This is a genomic window from Pseudomonas sp. PDM13 (assembly GCF_025685765.1).
Lineage (GTDB): Bacteria > Pseudomonadota > Gammaproteobacteria > Pseudomonadales > Pseudomonadaceae > Metapseudomonas > Metapseudomonas solani.
The window spans coordinates 1-21939 of the sequence record NZ_JAOTQU010000014.1 but is presented as its reverse complement, the minus strand read 5'-3'; the positions used below and the strand labels follow the sequence as shown (position 1 = coordinate 21939).

Here is a 21939-nt window from a genome sequence, read left to right as displayed (position 1 = left end):
ACCTTAGACGAGGCAAACCGGCCTACAGGTGCGTTTGGTCGACCCGTGCCGGGCGTGTTTCAGGCGCACCGAGCCCGCGCGCAGGCACGCGGGTGCAGCAAGCGAAGCGGGAGATGGAACTGACGGGCGGTGACGCTCAGCGCTTCACGCAGACGAACAGGGCATTGCCGGAGGTGCCAGCCCAGGAGGTGATCCGCTCGTAGTCGTGCTCGAACACCTGCACCTCGAAGTGCGGCTGCAACAGCTGCTGCAGCTCGGCGAAGGTCAGGGCGACCATGGGGTGTTCGTCCTGCCAGCTCTGGGTGGTGCCGGCGGTGGTTTTCTCGATGCTCAGGCGCAATGCCTGGCGCTCGCCTTGGCCGCTGTAGTACCAGCCGGAGCCGAAGCTGAACTGGCTGCCGTCGTGCTCCGCGTTGTGGCGCACGAAGGAACGGTTGTCGATCTGCCCCTTGTCCACCGTGTTGAAACAGAACACGCCGCTCTCCGCCAGTGCGGCGTGGACGCTGGCCAGGCAGGCGCGCAGCTGCTCCAGCCCGGGGTTGTAGTGGATGGAGTAGAGGAAGCAGGTGATCAGGTCCTGGGGCTCGTCGACGCGGAAGCTGGCCATGTCCTGGCAGCTGAACTGCGCGTCCGGGCAGCGCTGCTGGGCGAGGTCGAGCATAGGCTGGTTGATGTCCAGGCCGGCGCTGCGGTAACCGAAGTCGAGGAAGTGACGCACGTGGGGGCCGGTGCCGCAGGCCAGGTCCAGGTGACGACGCCCCGGGGTGCCGAACAGCTGGTGCAGGCGGCGCACGCAGTGGCTTTGCGCCTGGTAGTCGATGTCGGCGCACATCAGGTCGTAATAGGAGGACAGGTCGGTGTACAGCGCGTTGGAGGACATAAGCGGCCAGGGCGTGGGGAATTTCGGCGCGGCATGTTAACCCAGCTGCGGCCCTGGCCTGGCGAAAACCGGACACATCGCAGCGGCTGCCCGCCTGATCACGGGCGCCGCCGGGCCGGCATCAGCGGATGCGCGTCTCGAAGTGGTTGTCGTAGTCGCCGGTGAGAGGCATCTCCAGCAGCGGCTGGGCTTCGATACCGGCAAGCAGCTTGCGCCATTGGGCAAGGATGGCCCCGCGCGCTGCGGCGTCGAGGTAAGGCACGTGGTAGGCGAAGAAGGGCTCGAGCACGTCGAAGCCGGTGTAGCCTAGGGTGCCCTTGAGCAGCGGGCGGAAGACGTCGCGCAGGTCGTCGTGGATGCCTTCGGCGGAGAACATGCGCTCGCGCCCGCCAAGGGTGGCGCAGACCAGCGCGCGTTTGCCGCGCATGCCGCCCTGGTCGAAGATGCGCCGCCCGCCGTAGAACAGGCCGGAGACGAACACGCGGTCGATCCAGCCCTTGAGGATGGCGGGCATGGCATACCAGTACACCGGGAAGCTGAGGACCAGCAGGTCGCAGCGGGTGATCTTGTCGATCTCCGCCTGGATGTCGGGGTGCAGCGCGCCGTTCTTGGCGGCGTGGCGCTGTTCCAGGGCATAGACCAGGTAGTGGGCGTCGGCGCGCTCGCTGAAGTCGCGCGCGCTGGCCACCGGGTCGAAGCCCATGGCATAGAGGTCCGAGACCTCCACCGTGGCACCGAGGCCGCGGAAGTGCTCGGCCGCCGCCTGAGAGAGCGCCGAGGTGAAGGACGCCGGCTCGGGGTGGGCGTGCACGATTAGTACGTTCATGGCGAAACCTCTGGTGGGAGTGGGCGCCAGGGTAGGGGCCCCGGGCGGGCCGTCACAGAGGCAAAAATGACGCCCGATATGCGGATGCCGACAATCGCGCGCGGTCAGTCGAAGCGGAATTTGCGCCGGTAGGCGGCAGGGGTGAGGCCGATGCGCTCGCGGAACAGCCGCACGAAGGAGCTACCGTCCAGGTAGCCCACGGCCTGGGCGATATCCTCCACGCGCTGGTTGCCGGTTTCCAGCAGCGCCCGGGCCGCCTCGATGCGCAGGTTCTGCAGGTAGACGAGGGGCGTTTTCTCCAGGGCGAGCTGGAAGCGGCGGATCAGGGTGCGCTCGCTCACCGCCAGGCGCCTGGCCAGGTCCGCCAGGCGGATGGGCTCGGCCAGGTGGCGCTCCAGGTACTCCTGGGCCTGCTGCACCAGTGCATCGCTGTGGGAACGGTGGGCGAGCAGGGGCAGGAAGGGCGTCTGCAGTGTCTGGCTGACGTCGATCAGCAGGCTCTTCGCGCAGCGCGCCGCCAGGGCCGAGCCGGAATGGCGCTCGATGGTCTGGATTGACTGCAGGTGGTACGACGACAGCGCGCCGGCGCAGAACAGCCGGTCGGCCTGGGTGAGAATCGGCGCCATCTGCAGGTCCACCGCCGGGAACCAGGAGCGGAACTGCTCCTCCAGCCACCAGGTGGTGGTGGCAACCCGGCCATCGAGCAGGCCGGTGCTGGCCAGGAGGAAGGTGCCGGTGCAGGTGGCGATCAGCTCGGCGCCCATCTCCCACTGGCGTACCAGCCATTTGTAGTGCGGCTGCTGCTGGTCGAGCAGTGCCTTGAAGACGTGGTAGCCCTGATAGTGCCCAGCGGGGAGGTAAACGATGTCGAAGCGCTCGTCCTCCTCGGCGCGGCGCGACTTCAGCGGCAGGCCGTTGCTCGCGGTGACGCTGCGCGACCCGGCGATGAACGACCAACTGTACTGCTCGGCGGAGCCCTGCGCCGCCAGGTGTGCGTTGGCCACCTGCATCACGTCGGCAAAACCGCTGACGCTGGAGGCGTAGCATTGGTCGTAGAGGTAGATGGCCACGGCGGGCATGTTGGCAGTATCCGCATGGAAACTGCGTCTTTTTACACCGGGGCGGTACTGGCTGCAAAGGCTTTGGGCCCCGGGTTCGCGCAAGCCGCTTCGCTTTGCTTTACTGGAACAACACCTCCTCGGAGAGGGTTGTTGTCGTGCTGGCTCGAATCCTGGGTTGCTGCTTGTTGTTCGTCGTAAGCGCTGCCAATGCCGACGGGGAGCGCCTGCGCTGGTTGATCAACGATTTTCCTCCCTTTACCGAGGTGGGGCCGCAGATGCCCGGCCCGGGCATCGCCGCCGACATGCTGCGCTACCTGCAGCAGCACATGCCGCAATACCACCATGAATTCGAGGAAGCCAGCTTCGCGCGTGCCTATGCGTTGATGGAGCGTGGCGAGCCCGTTTGCCACTCCACCACCCTCAAGTTGCCCGGCCGCGAGAAGGCCATGTTGTTCAGCCGCCCGGTGCTCTTCCTGTCGGCCCAGAAAGTGCTGGTCCGCGCGGACCGCATCCCCCAGGTGGCCCCTTACGTCGATGACGCGGGGCGGGTGGATGTGCGCCGGTTGCTCGCCGATACCCAGCTGGTTACCGCCGTCAGCGAGCGGCGCGGGTATTCCCTGCAGATCAACGCCGCGCTGCGCGAGGTGGGCTACCCGCCGCAGCTGCTCAAGGCCGGCGTCAACTTCGGGGCGCCGCTGCAGCAGTTGGCGGCTGGCTGGATCGACTACCTGTTCGCCTACCCGCTGGAGGTGGGCTGGTACCAGCGGCAGCACCCGGAGATGGCCGGTACGGCGCTGCGGCAGCTGGCGGTGGCGGGTGACCCGCCCTACACGCTTGGCTATATCGCCTGCGTGCGCAGCGAGTGGGGTGAGCGGGTGATCCGCGATATCGATGCACAGCTGGCCAAGGCCGGACCACGGCCCCCCTGGATAGACACGTTGATCGATTACCTCCCCATAGAAGAGCGCCAGAGTTATGAGCAAGCTCTCGTTGAACGCAAGCCTTTCGCGCAACCCTGAAACACCGGTTCGCCCCCTGGCGAGGCGGATGCTGGCCTGGGTACTGTTGATTAGTGCCGTGAACGCGGTGCTGGCGACGTCCGTGCAGCTGTATCTCGACTATCGACGGGACCTGGCGGACCTCGAAGAGCACCTGAGCTTCGTTCGCGACAGCCATCTGCAAGGGCTCGCGGCGGCCGCCTGGAACTTCGACCGCCCCCTGGTGGGGGCCCAGCTCAACGGCCTGGTCGGCTCACCCTGGGTGGCCGCCGCTGAGCTGCGCTACGGGCGCACCGATGAGCAGCGCCTGGCCATCGGCGAAAGCCTCGACGGCAAGGAGGGGGTGAAGGCGTTTCCCCTGGAGTACGACCTGGGGCCGCGCACCGTGGTAGTCGGCCAGTTGCGGGTGCTGCCCAACCTGGCCCTGGTCTACCAGCGGACCCTGGATCGTGGGCTGATCGTCGTCCTCACCCAGGGGGTCAAGGCGTTCGTGTTCTCCATTGCGCTGCTGTGGCTGTTCCACTGGCTGGTGACGCGCCGGCTGACCCGCCTCAGCACCTTGCTGAGCGGCTTCAGCCCGGGGGCGACGGGCCTGCTGCCGCTGGTGACGGAGGAAGATCGGCGCGCGAACGATGAACTCAGCGTGCTGGCCGGCACCCTGGAAGACGCGCAGACGCGGCTGGATGCGTACCAGCGCCAGGAAGTCGCCCTGCGCGAGGCCCTGGAGGACGAGGTGGCGCGCCGCACCCTGCACCTGGACCAGGCGCTGCTGGAGCAGCAGGCGATCTTCGACAACTCCCTCACCGGTATCGCCTTTATCCGCCAGCGCGTGATCCTGCGCTGCAACGCCAGCTTCGAGCAGATGTTCGGCTACGGCACCCGCGAGCTGACGGGCAAGTCGACGCGGGTGATCTTCCCCAGCGACAAGGCCTTCGAGCAGGAGGCGTCCTTCTTCATGCCGGTGCTGCTGCGCGGAGGCACCTACGTCGGCGATTGCGAGCTGCTGCGCAAGGACGGGCGCACCCGCTGGTTCACCCTGCAGTTCAAGCTGCTGGATGTGGACGACCCCGAGCAAGGGGCGGTGCTGACGCTGCACGACATCACGGTGCGGCGTGACGCCGAGCAGGCCCTGGAGCGCCTGGCCCGGCTCGACGGCCTGACCGGCATCGCCAATCGGCGCACCCTCGACGAAGCGCTGCGGGTGGCCTGCCGCAAGGCCAGCAGGGACAGGAGCCCCTTGAGTGTCGCGTTGCTGGATGTCGACTTCTTCAAGCCGTTCAACGACCACTACGGGCATGCCGCCGGCGACACGGCCTTATGTTCGGTGGCGGATGTGCTGCAGAGCGCCATGCGTCGCCCCTATGACCTGGCGGCGCGTTATGGCGGCGAGGAGTTCGCGATACTCCTGCCGGCCTGCGAAGACCCTGCGCCCCTGCTGGAGCAGTTGCGCCAGGCGGTGCTGGCCCTGGCCATTCCCCATGGCCACTCCCAGGCCGGCACGGTGATTTCGGTGAGCATAGGCGCGGTCAGCGTCAGCGGCACCGACCGCTGCGAACCGGGGGACCTGCTCGCGACCGCCGACGCCATGCTCTACAGGGCGAAGGAGGAGGGGCGCAACCGGGTGGTCTGCCAGCTCATGCCGGCAGAGGTGGCGTAGAGAGGCGCAGCGGAACGGGACCATTGCGCGCCAACGCCCGGCCCGACATAGTGGCCCGTCGCGGCGCGTGGAAGAGCCGCTCGTCCCCCATCTCGCCTCTAAAGGACTAGCCCATGAGCCCCCGCATCGACGTCACGGCAACCCCCAGCGAGGAGGACCGCGCGGCCATCCTCAGGCCGCTCCGGGCCCATAACACGGCCAGGGCCGGGGACCCGCAGCGCGCCACCCTGGCCCTGCTGGTGCGTGACGAGCACAGCGATGAGGTGATCGGCGGGCTCTATGGCGAGATCTTCTATGGCTGGCTGTACATCGAGCTGCTGGCCATTCCCGAGCAGGCCCAGGGGCAGGGTACGGGGTCGCGGTTGATGGTCATGGCCGAGGAGGCCGCCCGCGAGAAGGGCTGCGTCGGCATCTGGCTGGACACCTTCGATTTCCAGGCGCCGGACTTCTACCAGAAGCACGGCTACACCGCGTTCGGCGAGATAGCCGATTTCCCGCCGGGGCACACGCGCTTCTACTTCCAGAAGCGTCTCGTTTGATTCGCGCTAATGCCCGTGCTTGAGCGGTGCGAGGGTTCCCTGCTGGCCGTGGCCAGTGGTTTACTCCAGGCCCCGGTGCGCTGGCCTGGCCCATGCACCGCCGACCTCATCAGCAGTAAGGACGACCGATGTCCCTGATTTCACAGCGTGTGGAAATGGCCTGCAACGGCACCAACGACAAGGTGATCTGCCGCATGCCATCGGGCTGGGCGGTGATGGGGGACGTGCAGTTCCTCACTGGCTATTGCCTGCTGCTGCCCGACCCGGTGGTGCCGAGCCTCAACGACCTGGATATCGAGGCCAGGACCCAGTACCTGCTCGACATGGCCCGCATCGGCGATGCGGTGCTGCAGGCCACCGGCGCCGCGCGCATCAACTACGAGATTCTCGGCAACTCCGAGCCGGAGCTGCACTGCCACCTGTTCCCGCGCTACCCCACGGAGCCGGAAGAGAAGCGCCGCATGCCCGTGTGGTTCTACGACTGGAAGAACGCGCCGCCCTATGACGAGAACGTGCATGGCGAGCTGCGTAAAAAGATCGCGCAATTGCTGCAGGCATCCTCCTAGAGGCGGGCGGCGGAGGAGGGGAAGGGGCGGACTGCAACATTGGGGCCGCTGGTCATCTGTGGTTCATGCAGCCTGGATGCCCGTGTAGAATCCCGCGCCCCAAAATCAGGAGACAACACGTTGGTAATTCACTACTCCTCCTCTCCAGAGACCGCCGCCTGCGGCCGCGCCGCCACGAGCCAGAACAGCACCGCTGATACCGCCCAGGTGTCCTGCAAGCTCTGCCTCCGCTCCATCGAGAAACAGGCCGTAGAACCCGTACGCAAAACCCCGAGCCTCGCCGAGCTGCGGGCCGCCGCCAAGGCTGAGAAGGCTGCTGCGGCGCCGGTCGCTGCGCAAGCCTCCGTTGCTTCCGCTACTCCTGCCAAGCCTGCAAAACCCGCAACTGTCGTCGTTCCCGAAGTGGCGCAGCACGCTTCCGTCAAATCGGCCCGCGCCGAATGGCAGCAGCGCCTGGCGCAGATGCCTGGTCGCAATCGCCTGCCGCGTGGCAAGGCCCGTCAAGCCTTCATCTGACCTTCGCTGGTGAGCGCCCGCTGCTGAACGCAAGCGGGTGCCCAGCATCGGAAGCACGCGGGCAGGTATCGCCTTGTCTGCGTGCGGACGACTTTTTCCCTTCGTTGAATTTCGCCCCGCAGCCCGCCTCACTGCTTGTTCATGCAGTTGACCACGCTGGCGTCGGTGATCACGTCCTGGCTGTCGGTGAACAGCGTGATGCTGCAGAAGTAGTCGATGACGGTGCGGTTCTCGTAGTAGCCGGTCTCGCGGTACACCGCTTCGCTGCCGACCTGCGCAATGCCGCCGACGCCGCCACCGCCGACGCCTACATAGGTTTCCCGCTGGCCGACGTATTCCTTGCCGGTGCTGATGAACACCTGCTCCGGGGTCATGTGGGTCTGCACGCGGTTCCAGGCGTAGAAGCCGCCGGTGGTGCCATAGGACGAGGGGCCCACGCCCTGGTCGGGCCGGCCGAACAGCTCGATGGCCTTGCTGGCCGGTTGGCCGATGAGCTTCTGCGCAGCAGCGCGGATGCCGTTGTCGTTGGTAGTGGTGGGCGCGGGGGTGGAGCAGGCGCTCATGGCCAGGGCCGCGAGCGTGATGGCGGCGAGCTTCAGTGGCGACATGGTTTCACTCCTTGTGAGGGGACGGTCCCTTTGTGGGGTAGCCAGTAGCGGGGCGCTTCAGGGGCTTGGACTCTAGTGCGCTGCACCTGCCCCGGTCGACTAGGGCAGGTGTGCTACTGGCCAGTGGCTGCTGCGGCCCGTGGGCCTCAGGGCTTCTCCACCAGGCGCATGGCGCGGGAGTCGTCCAGCTTCAGGTGGATGACGCCGGGGCGGCTGGGGAAGTTGGGCGAGTCGTCGTCGGTGTTCTCCATCACCGGGATGTCGATCAGGGTTTCTTCACCTGCCGGGTCGCTGGCCAGCCTGGCCTCCAGCTTCTCGATCGAGCGCCAGCTGTCGCCGCCGATCTGCATCACGTCCAGCAGCCTGTAGCGCTCCTCGCTCGCCTGGGCTCCCTCTTCTTCGCCTTCACCTTCTTCGTTCGCCTCGAGGCTGAACGCTGCGAGGTACTGGCTGTAGTTGTTGCCCATGCCGAAGCCTTCGATGGTGAACACCGCCAGGGTCACCTGGCTTTCCTCGCCGGTATTAAGGGTTTGCACCATGGTCGCCTCGGGGTAGCCGGTGGCGAAGCCGTCCTTGAGCAGCTCCACCAGGTGGCCGACCTGGGCTTCCAGGGGCTTGGGGATGGGCGGCGCGTCGGCGGCGTGGGTGAGGGTGCAGGCGAGAAGCAGGCTGGCGGGCAGCAGGCGCAGGTTCATGACGGGGTTCCCGTATCCGTGGGTGGAAAGGCGCGGATGTTAGCGGGCGGCTGGGAAAATACTGCCGAGGTGTTGGCAGTTTCGTGGTGGAGTGTGGTGCAGGCGATGGCGCGGCCTTCAGGGGCGCATTAGAGTCGCTCGCGGACAGTAACCCTGCCCGTGACGGACGCCATTTCCGTCATGGCCACGATCAAGGATGAATCGATGAGAAAGCCCCCGTTCCTGCTGGCCTGCCTGCCCTTGCTGCTAAGCGCCAACCTGGCCAGCGCCGATGACCTGGCCTCCATTCGCGCTGCTGCGCAGAAGGGCGAGTGCGTCATCACCCATGACGGGCGACCGGAGCCCGCAGTGGCGCTGACCGCCTCGGCCTACGACCTGCCCGGCGCCGACAAGCAAGACGTCCTCGACCTGATCGCAGCTTTCCTCAAGCATGGCTGCTCCCTCGCGCAGCCCGACAGCGAGGGGATGTCGCCAGCCAATGTCGCCGTGCTGACGGCTGAGCCGGAGCTGCTGAGCTACCTGTTGAAAGCGGGCGCTGACCCCGCCGCCCGCATAACCGGGGCGCGCCCCTGGGCCAATGGCAAGAACAGCCTCGAGTTCGCACAGGTGCTGAACAAGGTGGACCCCAGCGAACAGCGCAAGGCGGTGCTGGCCGTGCTTGCCCGGCAGTGAACCCGGCGCTTGCGGTGATGGGTTTCGCTGCGCTCGCGGAGCGCCGCCCTACGCATCCTACGGTGCCGATCCAACCCACGGTGCTGACCGATGTGTAGGGTGGATGACGCTCTTTTCATCCACCAAGCGAGGCCGCCGGCGGGCACATGGTTATGGCAACCCTGCGGGCTGCTTGGCGACTGAAGTCGCCCCTACATGGGCTGTGGTTGGCGCTTGTGGGGCGGGTGCAATTTGGTGTTTGCGGCGATGGGTTTCGCTGCGCTCGCGGAACGCCGCCCGACGCATCCTACGGTGCCACCCCAACCCACGGTGCTGACCAATGTGTAGGGTGGATGACGCTCTTTTCATCCACCAAACGAGGCCGCCGGCGAGCACGCAGTCCCATGGTTTTCGCGGGTTTCACCCGCCCTACGGTTCAGTCCAGCACGTTATGCAGGACTTCGTAGATCACGCCCGTGGCGATGGTCACCAGCAGCAGGTCGGTGCCGGCTTGCTGCCACTCATAACCCTCGTAGTGGGGCAGGCGGCCCAGCAGGCGGCCGTCGAGCTTCTTGGCGATGCCCGGTGGCAGCGGCTTGCCTCGTGCCAGATTCTTCTGGATGCCGGGCGGCAGCGAGGGGCCGGGGTTCCAGTAGTTGCGGTTGTCGTTGAGGATGATCCGCACGCCGCCGATATCGATCGAGGGGCTGCCCTGCCAGTTGTCCTGGCCATGCTGTCCCTGGTTTCCCTGGTTTCCGTGCTGGCCGCCCTTGTCATGCTTGCCTTTGCCGTTGCCCGGGTCAGCCAGCAGCGCCGGCACCGAGCCGACCAGGGCAAGGCCGAGAACCATGGATAACACCGTATTGAGCTTGAACATCACATCACCTCCAAGGGCACCAACTGAACGAGTCGGCTCTTGTAAGTGTAGTTGGCGCGAGTCTGGTCAACTATGGCTTGCAGCGCGTAGGTCGGGTGCAACCCGGCGCTTGTGGTGATGGGTTTCGCTGCGCTCTACGCCATCCTGCGGTTCGTGATTGCGGGATGTAATCCGACGCTTCGCGGGTATCACCTGGCCTGTTGCTTTCCAAAAGCGGAAATGCCCGCATCGCGCGGGCATTTTTCAGTGCGGGATCAGAAGGTGCCCCGCAGCGTGAGCATGTAGTTGCGCGGGGCGCCGTACCAGTTGCCGTAGGCGCTGCTGCTGACCGTCTGGTAGTAGGTTTTGTCCAGCAGGTTGTTGCCGTTGAGGGCGGCGGTCCAGTGCTCGTCGATACGGTACTCGACCAGGCCGTTCCAGACCGCGTAGCCGGCCTGGGTGTACTCGTAGCTGTTGGTGCTGGGGCTCAGGGTGCCGTCTCCCAGGCGGCGCTGCACGTTGCCGCTGACGTAGTTGCTGCTTTGCACGGTGGCACCCAGGCCGAGCTTCCAGTCGTTCAGCTGGCCGGGCAGCTGGTAGGTGGTGAAGAACTTGAACAGGTGCTTGGGCGTTTCGGTGCTGAGGGGTTTGCCGACCTTGGTGCTGTCATCGACCTTGCGCTGCTCGTTGATGTTGAAGGTGTAGCCGGCGGTGAGCTGCCAGCCCGGGGCCAGCTCGCCGGAGATTTCCGTGTCCAGGCCCTTGCTGATCATCTCGCCACCGGCCACGTAGCAGCAGGGGTTGCCGCCAGTGGTGACGGAGGATTGCAGGATCGCGTTGTTCTCCTGCTGGGTGTAGTACAGCGCCGAGGAGAGGTTCAGGCGTCCGCCGAAGAACTCGCCCTTGGCACCCAGCTCGTAGGTGTCGCCGGTGATGGCTTCCAGCGAGGCGAAGTTGCTGTCGAGGAACTCGGCCTGGGGTTTGTAGATCTGCGCGTAGCTGGTGTAGACCGACCACTGTGGCGTCAACTCGTAGACCAGCCCGCCGAAGGGCGTGACGTTGCCGCTGTCGCGCCCGCCCTGGGTGGTGTCTACGTTCCAGCCCGGCACCAGCGAACGCAGGCGGTTGCTGTAGTCGGAATAGCGGGCGCCGAGGACCAGCGTGAGCGGGTCGGCCAGCGACAGGCGAGTGGTCAGGTAGCCGCCGTGCTTGCGGATGTTCCAGTCGGGGAATTCGTAGTAAAGCGGCGGCGCGGCGGGTTTGGGCAGCGAGCCGATGTCGGTGGTGAAGATGTCGACGGGAATCGCGCTGCTCCAGTCGCTGTGGTCGGAGTAGCTGCGCTTGATGTCGGAGTAGTCGACCCCGAGGAGCAGCTCGTGGCGACGCCCCAGCGCCGTGAAGGTGCCCTGGAGGTTGAGGTCGGCGAGGTCCTGGTCGTTGTCGTAGCCACGGATCACCCGCTCGTAGGTGGCGCCCGCCAGGGTGTCGGGGTTCACCGGGTTGGTGACTTCGCCCATGTCCTGTTCGGAGTCGTAGCTGGCGCGGGTCAGGCTGGCGTTGACCTTCCAGTCGTCGCTGAGGCGATGGTCGACCTTGAGGAAGATCTCGCTCTTCTCGTAGTTGTTGCTCGACCAGTCCGCCGATAGCCGGGTGCTGCGCGAGAGCCCCAGGGGCTCGCCGGTGCTGTAGCGCGGCAGGCCGTTTTCCCAGTAGCCGTCCTGGTCTCGCCATTCGTAGATGCTGCCCACGCTGACTATCGTGTCGGGCGTCAGGTCCGCTTCCAGTACGCCGTAGAACACGTGCTTGTCGCTGTCGGCGCCGCCGTAGAAGTAGCGCTTGTCTTCCTGGGAGGCCGCCAGGCGACCGCGCAATGCACCGTCGAAGGCCAGCGGGCCGGTGACGTCGACTTCGGTGCGGTAGTTGTCCCAGCTGCCGGCGGAGGTGGCGACTTTCAGTTGCGGCTCGGCCAGTGCGCGCTTGCGCACCAGGTTGATGACGCCAGACGGCTCGCCGGTGCCGCCGAACAGGCCATCGGAGCCGCGCAGCACCTCGATGTGGTCGTAGGCGGTGGTGTCGGACAGCGTGTCGTAGCTCTGCTCGCGGAAGGCCGGGGTGCCGCCGTCCACCTGGATGTTGGTGAGGCTGAAGCCACGGGAGAGCACCTTGGTGTTGGCATCGTTGCCGCCCAGCAGGGTGATGCCGGTGGTTTGGTCCAGCACCTGGGCCAGGTTGGTGAGGCCCTGGTCGTCCATGCGCTGGCGGGTGATCACCGAGACCGATTGCGGCGTCTCGCGCAGGCTGTGGGGCGCCTTGCCGCCAGCGGAGATGGCGCCGGTGGTGTAGGAGCCACTGTTCTCGGTGATACCGCCCAGGTCGGCAGTGCCGGTGACGTTGGTGGCCGCCAGCTCTAGCCCGTCGAGGGAAGCCGAGTCCGGCAGCGGCGCCAGGCGGTAGCCTCCGTTGTCCATGCGCAGGGCTTGCAGTCCGCTGCCCGAAAGCAGGCGGACGAGGGCGTCGTCGGCGCTGAAATTGCCGCTAAGGTCCGCGCTGCGCTTGCCGGCCAGGTCGACCGAATCGAAGGCGATGTTCAGGCCGGTGGCGCGGCTCAGCTGGGTGAGCGCGGCGTCCAGCGAGCCGGCGGCGATGTACAGGTCGTAGGCAGCGCTGGCGCTGTTGGGTTCGGTCGCATGGGCGAGGGGCAGTGCGGCGAGGCCGAGCCCGAGGCAAAGGGCGGCACGGCGAATGGCGAGGCGCAGGGGAGCGGGGTGGGTCACGATGATTCTCATTGGCAGTTGGAGTTCTGACCTGTATGCCGGGCCAGATCGGAAACCCCTTCACGGTCACGAGAATTTTTTGCAGGTACCTGGGGCGCTAGGCGCTGAGCCGTATCCAGTAGCGCGTCAGGGAGTGCAGGCGCAACCCATGGGCCTGGGCCAGGAAGGCCAGGGTCGCGTCGGTATCGGCGAGGTTGAAGTTGCCGTTGATGCGCCGCTGGGCGATCTCCGGGTCGCAGCCGAGGTGGCCGTTGCGGTAGCGGCGCAGCTCCTCCAGCAGTTGCGCCAGGGGCATGTCACGGGCCACCAGCAGGCCGTCGCGCCAGGCCGCGGCATCCACGGCGTTGCCCGGCTCACGCTGGCCGCCGGTGGCGGTCAGGCGCCAGGTTTCGCCGGCCTGGGCGAGGGATGCGCTGCCCGCCAGCGGCTGCAGGCGTACCGCGCCTACGGTCACGCCCAGGCGGCAGGCCTGGCCATCCAGGCGCAGGCTGAAGCGGGCGTCCAGCGACTCGAACGCGCCGAAGGCGGTGGAGACCCGCAGCGGGCGCGGGGTGGCACTGGCGGTATCGGCGCCGCTGACCAGGTGCAGCTCGCCCCGCAGCAGCTCGATGCTCCGGTGCTGGGCGTCGAAGTCCAGGCGCACGGCGCTGTCGGTGTTGAGGTCCAGCAGGCTGCCGTCGGCCAGGGTCCACTGGCCACGCTCGCCGACGCGGGTGCTGAAGTCGGCCAGGACCCGCTGCCAGGGCGTCGTCTCGCGGGCCGTCCAGGTGCTGCCACCGACGGCGGCGAACAAGGCGAGCAGCTTGAGCATCTTGCGTCGTTGCAGCCGCGCTTCCGGGAGCTTCTCCATGGCCTGCTGGATCAACCCCGTGGAGGCACCGGCGAAGCGACCCCTGAGCAGTTGGATGCGCTGCCAGGCGAGGCGGTGGCTGTCGTCGCCGTTCAGCCAGGCGTCGAACGCCGCATGGGTGGCGGCATCGGCCTGGTTGTAGGTGAGGCGGATCGACCACTCGATGGCCTGGTCGACCACGTGCCCGGGCAGCGAGGGCAGGGCGGTGCTGCTCACGGCGCGGCCTCGAACATCAGCTGGTAGCAGTGGCGTAGCGCCTTGGCGATATCACGCTCCACGGTGGACAGCGAAACCCCCAGGCGCTCGGCGATGGCGGGGCAGGTCATGCCGTCTAGCTGGGCGAGCAGGAAGGCCTCGCGCGTGCGGACTGGCAACTGGTCGAGCAGACGGTCGATGGCCATCAGCGATTCGATGGCCAGCGCGCTGACCTCGGGCGAGGGCACTTCGTCCTCCGGCAGGTGGGCGAGGGTTTCCAGCCAGGCCCGCTCGATATCCCGGCGTCGCCATAGGTCGATGACCAGGCCGCGCGCAACGGTACGCAGGTAGGCGCGCGGCTCCAGCAGGGGGTTGGCGTGGCGCCGTTGCAGCACGCGCACGAAGGTGTCCTGGGCGAGGTCGGCCGCATCCGCCGCGTTGTTCAAACGGCTGCGGAGCCAGCCTTGCAGCCAGCCGTGATGCTCGATGTAGAGATGCTCGATGACGGGTCTGCCAGACATGCTGTTCCTTCCGATAAGGCAGTATCAAATGACAAGCATTCGCATTATTGCGCTACATCCCCGGCGGCTCCTAGTTTTTTCGCACAGTCAGTGAAGCGGCCCGCTGCCGTCATGGGTGGTGGGAGCGAGCGCGTGCCAGCCATTGCGCCTCATTCCAATGCGCTAGCGGGCTGGAGGCTTTGGGGTGATTTGGTCTCTACCACAGTGGCACTTGGCCGCCTCGCTCGGGTGAATGGGTGAAGGCGGCGGCGCGTGCGGGCTACAGGGCGTTGGCGGGTGCCGAGGCCCGGGCTAGAGCGGGGAAAGAGTCTGTGGGCGGGGCTGTCAAGTAAAAGCTGGCCTAGACCAAAAACATGCATCGGAAATGTGATTCCGTTTGCATGAAGAGTTGTTGCAAAGCGTGTTGAAACCAAAGCGTCTTTTTCCATCACTAGCGTCGCCTGGGTTCGAACATCTCGCTGCCGAGTGAGCCTGCGGGCGTCATGGAAGCTCTCAGCAGCCTTATGCCACTCATACGACCTGGTGAGTTCCTCGATGATTTCGAAAAGCAGAAGAAGCTTCATCCAGCTGGCAGCCGGTACGGTCGGCGCCACCGTTGCCAGCAGCCTGCTGCCGGCCAGCATCCAGGCGGCGCTGGCGATCCCCGCGCACCGCCGGCACGGCAACCTCAAGGACGTCGAGCATGTGGTGATCCTGATGCAGGAAAACCGCTCCTTCGACCATTACTTCGGCACCCTCAAGGGTGTGCGCGGCTTCGGCGACCGCATGGCCATCCCGCTGCCCGACGGCCAGCGCGTGTGGCACCAGAAGGGCAGCAAGGGCGAGATCCTGCCGTACCACTTCGACACCAGCACCACCAGCGCCCAGCGCGTGGACGGCACCCCGCACACCTGGCCCGACGCCCAGCAGGCCTGGAACGAAGGGCGCATGGACAAGTGGCTGCCGGCCAAGACCGAGCGCTCCCTGGGCTACTACAAGGAGCAGGACATCGCCTTCCAGTTCGCGATGGCCAACGCCTTCACCATCTGTGATGCCTACCACTGCTCCTTCCAGGGCGGCACCAACCCCAACCGCCTGTTCCTCTGGAGCGGCACCAACGACCCGCTCGGCCAGCACGGCGGCCCGGTGACCACCAACGACCACGACAGCAACGGCCCGGTGGAGCAGGGCTACACCTGGACCACCTACCCCGAGCGCCTGCAGGCTGCGGGCATCAGCTGGCGCGTGTACCAGGACATGGCGGACAACTTCTCCGACAACCCGCTGATCGGCTTCCGCCAGTACCGCGCGGCCGCGCCGGACTCGCCCCTGATCGTCAACGGCCTCAGCACCTGGAAGCTCGACGCCCTCAAGCGCGACGTGCTGGCCAACACCCTGCCGCAGGTGTCGTGGATCGTGGCGCCGGCCAAGTACTCCGAGCACCCCGGCCCGTCGAGCCCGATCTGGGGCGCCGAGTACACCGCCTGGGTGCTGGACGCGCTCACCGCCAACCCCGAGGTGTGGAGCAAGACCGCGCTGCTGGTGATGTTCGACGAGAACGACGGCTTCTTCGACCACATGGCACCGCCGGCCGCACCGAGCCTCAACGCCGACGGCACGTTCAACGGCAAGACCACCGCCGACGCCACCCTCGAATGGCACACCAAGGGCGACACGCGCTACCGCAACCAGCCCTACGGCCTCGGCCCGCGCGTGCCCATGTACGTGATCTCGCCCTGGAGCAAGGGCGGCTGGGTCAACTCCCAGGTGTTCGACCACACCTCGGTGATCCGCCTGCTCGAACAGCGCTTCGGCGTGATGGAGCCCAACATCAGCCCCTGGCGCCGCGCCGTGTGTGGCGACCTGACCTCGGCGTTCGACTTCAGCAAGCCCAACGACGGCGCCTTCCCGGGGCTGCCGGACACCAGCCAGGCCGACGCCATCGTCGCCAGCCAGATCAAGCTGCCGAAACCCAAGCCGCCAGCCGTGGCCGCCATGCCCGTGCAGGAAATGGGCATCCGCCGCGCCCGCGCGCTGCCCTATGAACTCGGCGTACACGCCCGCTACCGCAGTGGCGAGGAAGCCCTCAGCCTCACCTTCGCCAACACCGGCAAGGCGGGTGCGGTGTTCCAGGTGTTCAACCTGCTGGACAGCGTCAGCGCGCCCAAGCGCTACACAGTCGGCGCGCACCGCCGCCTGCACGACAGCTTCCCGGGTAACGCCAGTGGCGACTACCACCTGGAAGTGCACGGTCCGAACGGCTTCCTGCGCGTGTTCCGCGGCAACCTGCGCCGCGACGCGGCAGACCGCAAGGCATCGCTGCCGGAAGTGCGCATCGACTACCAGCCGCTGCTCGGCAGGCTGCAGGTGCAACTGATCAACCGTGGCCGCCAGCCGCTTAAGCTGACGATCAAGGACAACGTCTACTTCCGTGGCGAAAGCCAGACCGTCACCGTCCCGCCGGGCCAACGCAGGGAAGTGCGCTACTCGCTGCGCAGCAGCTGCAACTGGTACGACTTCAGCGTCCGCGCGCAAGGCGTGGAAGGCTTCCTGCGCCGCTTCAGCGGGCGCATGGAAGACGGCCGCACGGGCTTCAGCGACCCGGGCATGGGGCTGGGTTCGTTGACCTTCTGAGGGAAAGGCCTGGCCCGCTTTGGCGGGCCAGGTCGGGGAGGGCGGTTACGGGTGTCCTGCGATCGGGAGTTGCTGCGGCGGGTATTCGAGACTGGGCAGGGGCCTATTCGGAACGGTCCTCTCGAGGCTTGGCGTCGTTCACGAACGTCCACATGCTCCCATCGAATTTCAGCGTGCCGCGAACGATCCCGCTCGGGCAGCACAGCGCATCTTCGCCTCTGAGGTTCCTGCCTTCGTAGCGCAGTGCGCCATCCTCCAGATAAAGCCGGTCGACGATTCTTGGGGGCCTATTCGCGATTCGGGAATGCTCAGGGCTGATATAGAGCTTGTCGTAGCTCCCATAGGTCACGACCGCTATCTGCGTTGCCTGCATCTGCGAGCCGCCACTGCACCCCCGGTCCAAGGCATACAGCGCCACGTGAACCCTCCGGTCGAGGGTGTAGGGCACGACGTTCTTGGGGTCCATCGCGTAGCTGCAGCCGAGGGTGCTGGCGTAGCGCTCCACCAGTGACGGGATATTCTCGATCTCCTCGGCGATGCGCTGTTCCTGGAGGCGAACGTATGCCGCCACGCTTTCCTCGGTATCCCCAAGCACCACCGGCGAAAGCAGGCTCAGCAATACAGCACGGGCTGCCAGGCGCTTCCGTTCAAACCTGCCCATCCGCAATTCCTTTGCCATGGTGGTGTGATCAGTCCCCTCGAACCTGCTTCAGCCAGTTCCAGAAGGGGTCGCTCGATTCATCGTCGTCCATGCTCGCGGTGCTCTGGACGATCTCCTTCGCACGCGCCGGGATGCTCAGCCCCAGCGTGCGCTCGACATGCTCGCGGAACAGCTGCGGAGGCGGTGGGTAGTCGGCGTCTTCGTAGTCGATGTCCTTGATCTGCTGGGGCGTTACCCCGAACTGCTCCGGCCAGCACAGCTCGTCGTAACCGATGGCCAGCAGGCGCAGCAGGTCTTCCACGTTCTGCGTCAGCACGCACAGCATCACCGACCCGGAGCCCGAGCCCAGGTGCACGATGCGTTGCTGCCCCTCGTCGTCCAGCCACAGCCCCGCCCAGGAACCATCCCCGCCGGTTCTGAGGAAAATCCGCAGGCGCTCGTTCACCGCCGGGTCATCGCTGTTGGTCCAGCTGGCGGTGTCGGCCAGGTCCGGCACGTGGAAGGAAGTGGTGGATATCTCGCTGTACTCGGGCTCCGGGTGCAGCGTCATGTAGCGGGTACCGCTGTACTCGATGGTGCGCACGCAACCGTGCGCCTCCATCAATTGCATGGCTTGCAGCAGTAAAGCGGGCATCGGGTTGGCGGCCGGAAAGGCGGCTGCGACTTCATCGGAGAACTTCATATCGTCCCTGATCCAGGTCTGTAGCGGTGGGGGGTAAGAGCGTGGAGGCAGATTAGCCTGAGTGCCGATCGAGGGGCGTTATGGGGCTCACATTTGTAGTGGCGGCCGCAACCGAAAGCGTTTGCGGCCGCCGTGCCTGAGCAGGAAAGCGGTACTGCGTGACTAGGCGCAGTCAATCGTCATGGAGCCACCACACAGGGTGACGGCATCCTTGAGCTCGATGGGTTCGCTGCTGGGGCGCTTGTTGTGGTACTGGCAGAACGGGACGATCCACACGATGCGCTTGTCATCGTCGTCCCGCACATGGGCGCCGACCTGGGTAACGTTTCCGCAGTACTTCGCTACGCATTTCACGGGGAGGGTAAGGCCCGTTCCTCTTTCCCAGTGGCCGAGCCAGGTTTTTGGGGTAACTGAGCATTGGCACTTGCGCGAGGAAGTACCGTCGAGGTTGTAGACAAAGTGGGGCATGGTCGTCGACTCCTTTTGACGTTTTAGATGCGGGTATTTCGCCTGATCGGTATAGCACGCGGCCTTGCCGAAGGTAGTGCGGCGTTGGTGGTTCCGGCCACCGTTCTATAGCCAGTCACAGAGCTACCAGGAGCGTGGGCTTATACTCGACGCGACCTGATCAGCTCGGCAACAGGATGGCTATCAGCTGGTGGTCTCGACGTAGTGCGATTCGCCGCCACCTTCTGCACCGCTCAGCCAACCCCAGACAAACGACAGCGTCGTTCGGCCTTCCGCGTCTTGGCCCACCTGGCCTTTTGACCACCCCGCCAGAAGCTCTCTGTCTATTGTCACGCAGTGGTAGAGGAGTTCGAAGGTGGTGTCGCCCAGCGCATGACCGACCTGATGACCCGTGGCAATACGACCACCCTGGTAACGCCCGGTAATGCCCGCTTCAGTCACCTGATAGTGGAAAACGGTCTCGCTGCTCGACACCCCGTGCTTGTTATCGATGGAGCGGAAGTAGCGGTTGTGAAGCCTGTCGTGAAGGAATTCGGATATTACCGGGCGACTCATCGTATGGCTCTCAATAGCTTTGGTGGCGCGGATTCTGTCGGTGCCTATCGGGGGATGCAAAGTCCCAAAGTGCTGAGGATATGCTCGGCTGCGATGGTTGGTTTGTTGCTGCAAGCAGAACGAGTTGATGCGTACACTGCGCCCCAATTCTGGCGCCGCCGCTCGGGCAAAAGAATCGATAGGTGATAAGGAAATCGAGCGCTCCGTTAACGCATCAACCTCATATGGATTCCTCAGCAAAATGAAAGCAGTGATCTACCCATTGTTGCTCGCCCTGAGCGGTTGTTCCGTAACGCAGTACCAGGGCTACGAAGGCCCCGCCAAACCCGACAAAGACGTGGCAATCGTGCGGCTCTGGACCCCTACGCAAACTGACATCTTCTCGTCCCCCGGCCTTTTGATTCAGAAGGTCGATGGCAACACCGCCGGCGATGTCGGTCGGTCCTCACACGCCTATCTGCTGCCTGGCAAACACCAATTTCAGGTCGAGTTCATCCAGGTGAAGGCCTACAACCTGTTATGTGGCGCTATCTGCAACGCGATATTCAATAAGCCCAGGCAGTTCGAGGGTACGGTCGTGGCCGGGAAGGTCTATCTGCCGACATACATCAATGATGAGAAGGGCACGGTGGTTCTAGAGGAACAGTCGGGCGACTTTGATCGGGCCTGCTTGAACCCGCGTGACTACAGTCCTGAGCGCTGCTAATTGCGACGAAAACGTGAAATAAGGCTGATTTCATATCGCTAAGGCACCCCTCAAATGCTCCGGTGATGGAGTGAGTTTCTAAGGCGGCAGCGGCGCACGATCTTGCTCGAGGTGGAGTGGTTCGGCCCTAAAAATGTGCTTTGATGGAGGACTCGTAGCGAGTTTTATTGATACGCCCGGAGTTGCGATTTTTGCAACTCCGGGCTTTGGCTGTAGATCTAAACTGGGTTACTTAATTAAGGGCTGTTCTTGAGTTTTTCTAGAAATTCGCGAGCCTCAGGTACTCCTGTTTCGCTCGCTGCTAGTATTAGTTTTAGGCCGCTTTCTTTATCTTTTGAAATGCCGTGAGAGCCATGGTAGACATTTAGTCCGTGCGCGAATTTAGCATGGGGAAAGCCTCCGTTGCATGCTTGCTCAAATAGTTTGGCCGCATACTCTGAATCTTGTTCGACTAAGTCCCCGGTATCGTAACAGATTGCTAATTCGTATAGCGCTTCAGGAAAGCCTAGTGCTGATGATTTCTCTAAGAGCACTAGTCGGCGAGAGTTGAACTCTTCATCGTTCTCTGTTCCTGCGATACTAAATGTTGAGTATAGAAGCATGGCCTCTGCGTCCTCTGCCTCTGATAGTGGCTTTAGGATTTTAAGAGCGCTATTAAGTCTTCCGTGCTCCAAGTGGTCTCGGGCGATTTTTAATTTTTCTGACATGCTTAGCCTATCAGTTATCTGGTGGGTATGACTTGGTCCCCTTTAGGGGAGACGCAACGACATTGGACATGATGGGTGGATGCAGCGCCAAGCTTATCCTTTGCTGCTTTCTCCGCCTTGTTTTTCGCCTCTTTCAAGGTGCTTCCTTCGCCATGTCCTAAAGCGTCTTGATCATTCTCGGGACAGTTTTTTGCGCTTCTACCGTCTGAGTTTGCGCGGCATATGCAGACCCATTTTCCTCTTTTTCTTTCGGGCCAAGGAACTGATGTTGCTTTTGCCTTGGTCTTGGCTGATCCCGAGCTCTGTACGTTTGGTTCGCTATCAGTGCACCCAATTAGAACGCAAGTAACTAACGCTCCTGACGTGCGACCAAGTGCTCTACTAAGGCCTGCTTCTACAGTGACAGCTGCAGCCTCTCCTGCAGCGGCCCTAACACCGATACCTATAAGGGTGTTAGCGATTAAGCCAAATTCATCCACGTTAGATAGTGGGTTCCCTTCTACATATCCATATGTATTCAGCCCCCCATCCAGCCCAATCGGATCACTCTCCACATACCGCCCAGTCTCCGGATCGTAATCCCTGAAGTAGTTGTAGTAGAGCGCACTGTGCGCATCGGCGACTTGGCCCGGGAAGCGCAGGATCACATCGATGTTGCCACCATAGGTGTTGGGCTGCCCCACACCAAAGGCATCGCTTTGCCAACTCCACACCAGGTTGCCGCCCTGGTTGGTGGCCAGGCGTGGGGTGTTGAGGTGGTCGCTGTGCAGGTAGGTGAGGATGGTGCTGGCGATGGTGGTGCCGGCAGCGTCGTAGGTCAGGTCGATCTGGGCGATGGGCAGGCTGTCGAGCCAGACGTAGTAGCTGGCTTTGCTCTTCTTGCCGCTGCTGGTGTAGCGCACCTGCCCGAGCACCTGGCCGTCGGGGCCGTAGAGATAGGTGTAGGGCGTGTGGGCGGTGCCTTGCAGCACGTCTTTCAGCACGCGCTGGCCGAGGGCGTTATAGGCGTAGTTGGCGATGGGGGTACCGGCTTCGTCGGTGACGGCGCTGAGGCGGCCTTGGTCGTCGTAGGTGTAGCGGCGGCTCTGGCTGTAGCGGGTGTAGTTACCGGCGGCGTCGGCTTCGACGGCGTAGCTGGTGCTGCGCTGGCTGAGGCGGTTGCTGTCGGTGGCGTAGTGCAGGGTCTGCTTGGCGGTCTGCGCTTCGGTGCCGTTAGTGGTCGTGTAGCTGGTGCGTGAGCTGCGGTTGCCGGTGGCGTCGTAGGCGTAGGCCTTGCGGCTGGCGGCGGCCTTTTCCTCGGTCAGGCGATCGAGGGCGTCGTACTGGTAGTCGAGGCTGCCGAACAGGCTGTGGG

At 64.6% G+C, this 21939-nt stretch carries 23 protein-coding genes; 8 read left to right on the top strand and 15 right to left on the bottom strand.

Going from position 1 to position 21939, the window contains the following annotated elements; genetic code table 11:
- Positions 1-136 precede the first annotated feature (136 nt).
- The 3 genes from OEJ36_RS15750 to OEJ36_RS15740 form a co-directional block, all read right to left on the bottom strand.
- The gene (locus OEJ36_RS15750; RefSeq protein ID WP_263402281.1) at positions 137-880 is read right to left on the bottom strand and encodes a class I SAM-dependent DNA methyltransferase; all 744 of its coding nucleotides are present in this window, start codon (positions 878-880) and stop codon (positions 137-139) included.
- Positions 881-1001: 121 nt separating this feature from the next.
- Entirely contained in the window at positions 1002-1706 is a 705-nt protein-coding gene (locus OEJ36_RS15745; RefSeq protein ID WP_263402280.1) for an NAD(P)H-dependent oxidoreductase, read from the bottom strand.
- 104 nt (positions 1707-1810) lie between these two features.
- Entirely contained in the window at positions 1811-2785 is a 975-nt protein-coding gene (locus OEJ36_RS15740) for a GlxA family transcriptional regulator (RefSeq protein WP_263402279.1), read from the bottom strand.
- A 164-nt stretch (positions 2786-2949) separates the two neighbouring features.
- On the opposite strand from OEJ36_RS15740, the gene OEJ36_RS15735 reads away from it, so the two are divergent.
- From OEJ36_RS15735 to OEJ36_RS15715, 5 genes are all read left to right on the top strand, one after another.
- The gene (locus tag OEJ36_RS15735) at positions 2950-3786 is read left to right on the top strand and encodes a TIGR02285 family protein (RefSeq protein ID WP_263402278.1); all 837 of its coding nucleotides are present in this window, start codon (positions 2950-2952) and stop codon (positions 3784-3786) included.
- 28 nt (positions 3787-3814) lie between these two features.
- The gene (locus OEJ36_RS15730; protein WP_263402277.1) at positions 3815-5422 is read left to right on the top strand and encodes a diguanylate cyclase domain-containing protein; all 1608 of its coding nucleotides are present in this window, start codon (positions 3815-3817) and stop codon (positions 5420-5422) included.
- Positions 5423-5535: 113 nt separating this feature from the next.
- Positions 5536-5961, top strand: a complete 426-nt coding sequence (locus OEJ36_RS15725; RefSeq protein WP_263402276.1) for a GNAT family N-acetyltransferase — start codon at positions 5536-5538, stop codon at positions 5959-5961.
- A 128-nt stretch (positions 5962-6089) separates the two neighbouring features.
- On the top strand, positions 6090-6527 hold the full coding sequence (locus OEJ36_RS15720) for an HIT family protein (protein ID WP_263402275.1): 438 nt from the start codon (positions 6090-6092) through the stop codon (positions 6525-6527).
- 120 nt (positions 6528-6647) lie between these two features.
- Positions 6648-7043 (top strand): hypothetical protein, encoded by a 396-nt coding sequence (locus tag OEJ36_RS15715; protein WP_263402413.1) that lies wholly within the window; start codon positions 6648-6650, stop codon positions 7041-7043.
- Between the two features lie 128 nt (positions 7044-7171).
- Here the strand turns inward: OEJ36_RS15715 and OEJ36_RS15710 are convergent, their stop codons facing one another.
- Both OEJ36_RS15710 and OEJ36_RS15705 read right to left on the bottom strand, forming a co-directional pair.
- Complete coding sequence (locus OEJ36_RS15710; protein ID WP_263402274.1) at positions 7172-7651, bottom strand: hypothetical protein; 480 nt, start codon at positions 7649-7651, stop codon at positions 7172-7174.
- 146 nt (positions 7652-7797) lie between these two features.
- Positions 7798-8346, bottom strand: a complete 549-nt coding sequence (locus tag OEJ36_RS15705; RefSeq protein ID WP_263402273.1) for a hypothetical protein — start codon at positions 8344-8346, stop codon at positions 7798-7800.
- 204 nt (positions 8347-8550) lie between these two features.
- Between OEJ36_RS15705 and OEJ36_RS15700 the strand changes: the two genes are divergently transcribed.
- Positions 8551-9018 carry a hypothetical protein gene (locus tag OEJ36_RS15700; RefSeq protein WP_263402272.1) on the top strand — a complete coding sequence of 156 codons (468 nt, stop codon included), beginning with the start codon at positions 8551-8553 and terminating at the stop codon, positions 9016-9018.
- A 415-nt stretch (positions 9019-9433) separates the two neighbouring features.
- Here the strand turns inward: OEJ36_RS15700 and OEJ36_RS15695 are convergent, their stop codons facing one another.
- The 4 genes from OEJ36_RS15695 to OEJ36_RS15680 form a co-directional block, all read right to left on the bottom strand.
- Complete coding sequence (locus tag OEJ36_RS15695) at positions 9434-9874, bottom strand: RcnB family protein (RefSeq protein WP_263402271.1); 441 nt, start codon at positions 9872-9874, stop codon at positions 9434-9436.
- 254 nt (positions 9875-10128) lie between these two features.
- A complete protein-coding gene (locus OEJ36_RS15690; RefSeq protein ID WP_263402270.1) occupies positions 10129-12627 on the bottom strand; it encodes a TonB-dependent siderophore receptor in 2499 nt (832 codons plus the stop codon).
- A gap of 97 nt (positions 12628-12724) precedes the next feature.
- Positions 12725-13693 carry a FecR domain-containing protein gene (locus OEJ36_RS15685; RefSeq protein ID WP_263402269.1) on the bottom strand — a complete coding sequence of 323 codons (969 nt, stop codon included), beginning with the start codon at positions 13691-13693 and terminating at the stop codon, positions 12725-12727.
- Positions 13690-14193: a sigma-70 family RNA polymerase sigma factor gene (locus OEJ36_RS15680; protein WP_263402268.1), complete on the bottom strand. Its 504-nt coding sequence runs from the start codon at positions 14191-14193 to the stop codon at positions 13690-13692. The genes OEJ36_RS15685 and OEJ36_RS15680 overlap by 4 nt, the downstream gene beginning before the upstream one ends.
- 534 nt (positions 14194-14727) lie before the next feature.
- Between OEJ36_RS15680 and OEJ36_RS15675 the strand changes: the two genes are divergently transcribed.
- Positions 14728-16806: a phosphocholine-specific phospholipase C gene (locus OEJ36_RS15675; RefSeq protein WP_263402267.1), complete on the top strand. Its 2079-nt coding sequence runs from the start codon at positions 14728-14730 to the stop codon at positions 16804-16806.
- Between the two features lie 103 nt (positions 16807-16909).
- On the opposite strand, the gene OEJ36_RS15670 is transcribed toward OEJ36_RS15675, so the two are convergent.
- The 4 genes from OEJ36_RS15670 to OEJ36_RS15655 all read right to left on the bottom strand — a co-directional run bounded on the left by OEJ36_RS15670 (position 16910) and on the right by OEJ36_RS15655 (position 19172).
- A complete protein-coding gene (locus OEJ36_RS15670) occupies positions 16910-17467 on the bottom strand; it encodes a hypothetical protein (protein ID WP_263402266.1) in 558 nt (185 codons plus the stop codon).
- Between the two features lie 28 nt (positions 17468-17495).
- Positions 17496-18149 (bottom strand): hypothetical protein, encoded by a 654-nt coding sequence (locus tag OEJ36_RS15665; RefSeq protein WP_263402265.1) that lies wholly within the window; start codon positions 18147-18149, stop codon positions 17496-17498.
- 162 nt (positions 18150-18311) lie between these two features.
- On the bottom strand, positions 18312-18617 hold the full coding sequence (locus tag OEJ36_RS15660) for a hypothetical protein (RefSeq protein WP_263402264.1): 306 nt from the start codon (positions 18615-18617) through the stop codon (positions 18312-18314).
- A gap of 183 nt (positions 18618-18800) precedes the next feature.
- Positions 18801-19172 (bottom strand): hypothetical protein, encoded by a 372-nt coding sequence (locus OEJ36_RS15655; protein ID WP_263402263.1) that lies wholly within the window; start codon positions 19170-19172, stop codon positions 18801-18803.
- Positions 19173-19299: 127 nt separating this feature from the next.
- Between OEJ36_RS15655 and OEJ36_RS15650 the strand changes: the two genes are divergently transcribed.
- A complete protein-coding gene (locus OEJ36_RS15650; RefSeq protein WP_263402262.1) occupies positions 19300-19878 on the top strand; it encodes a hypothetical protein in 579 nt (192 codons plus the stop codon).
- A 236-nt stretch (positions 19879-20114) separates the two neighbouring features.
- Here the strand turns inward: OEJ36_RS15650 and OEJ36_RS15645 are convergent, their stop codons facing one another.
- On the bottom strand, positions 20115-20585 hold the full coding sequence (locus OEJ36_RS15645) for a tetratricopeptide repeat protein (RefSeq protein ID WP_263402261.1): 471 nt from the start codon (positions 20583-20585) through the stop codon (positions 20115-20117).
- A 14-nt stretch (positions 20586-20599) separates the two neighbouring features.
- The coding region (locus tag OEJ36_RS15640) for an RHS repeat-associated core domain-containing protein (protein ID WP_317891581.1) at positions 20600-21939 on the bottom strand (1340 nt) is incomplete at its 5' end.

Bases quoted from the DNA above. Each gene is read 5' to 3' on its own strand.
- OEJ36_RS15695 (WP_263402271.1), bottom strand. From the start codon at position 9,874: ATGTTCAAGCTCAATACGGTGTTATCCATGGTTCTCGGCCTTGCCCTG.
- OEJ36_RS15655 (WP_263402263.1), bottom strand. From the start codon at position 19,172: ATGAGTCGCCCGGTAATATCCGAATTCCTTCACGACAGGCTTCACAAC.
- OEJ36_RS15720 (WP_263402275.1), top strand. From the start codon at position 6,090: ATGTCCCTGATTTCACAGCGTGTGGAAATGGCCTGCAACGGCACCAAC.
- OEJ36_RS15730 (WP_263402277.1), top strand. From the start codon at position 3,815: ATGCTGGCCTGGGTACTGTTGATTAGTGCCGTGAACGCGGTGCTGGCG.
- OEJ36_RS15650 (WP_263402262.1), top strand. From the start codon at position 19,300: ATGCGTACACTGCGCCCCAATTCTGGCGCCGCCGCTCGGGCAAAAGAA.
- OEJ36_RS15680 (WP_263402268.1), bottom strand. From the start codon at position 14,193: ATGTCTGGCAGACCCGTCATCGAGCATCTCTACATCGAGCATCACGGC.
- OEJ36_RS15745 (WP_263402280.1), bottom strand. From the start codon at position 1,706: ATGAACGTACTAATCGTGCACGCCCACCCCGAGCCGGCGTCCTTCACC.
- OEJ36_RS15670 (WP_263402266.1), bottom strand. From the start codon at position 17,467: ATGGGCAGGTTTGAACGGAAGCGCCTGGCAGCCCGTGCTGTATTGCTG.
- OEJ36_RS15675 (WP_263402267.1), top strand. From the start codon at position 14,728: ATGATTTCGAAAAGCAGAAGAAGCTTCATCCAGCTGGCAGCCGGTACG.
- OEJ36_RS15645 (WP_263402261.1), bottom strand. From the start codon at position 20,585: ATGTCAGAAAAATTAAAAATCGCCCGAGACCACTTGGAGCACGGAAGA.
- OEJ36_RS15665 (WP_263402265.1), bottom strand. From the start codon at position 18,149: ATGAAGTTCTCCGATGAAGTCGCAGCCGCCTTTCCGGCCGCCAACCCG.
- OEJ36_RS15660 (WP_263402264.1), bottom strand. From the start codon at position 18,617: ATGCCCCACTTTGTCTACAACCTCGACGGTACTTCCTCGCGCAAGTGC.
- OEJ36_RS15700 (WP_263402272.1), top strand. From the start codon at position 8,551: ATGAGAAAGCCCCCGTTCCTGCTGGCCTGCCTGCCCTTGCTGCTAAGC.
- OEJ36_RS15750 (WP_263402281.1), bottom strand. From the start codon at position 880: ATGTCCTCCAACGCGCTGTACACCGACCTGTCCTCCTATTACGACCTG.
- OEJ36_RS15740 (WP_263402279.1), bottom strand. From the start codon at position 2,785: ATGCCCGCCGTGGCCATCTACCTCTACGACCAATGCTACGCCTCCAGC.
- OEJ36_RS15705 (WP_263402273.1), bottom strand. From the start codon at position 8,346: ATGAACCTGCGCCTGCTGCCCGCCAGCCTGCTTCTCGCCTGCACCCTC.
- OEJ36_RS15725 (WP_263402276.1), top strand. From the start codon at position 5,536: ATGAGCCCCCGCATCGACGTCACGGCAACCCCCAGCGAGGAGGACCGC.
- OEJ36_RS15710 (WP_263402274.1), bottom strand. From the start codon at position 7,651: ATGTCGCCACTGAAGCTCGCCGCCATCACGCTCGCGGCCCTGGCCATG.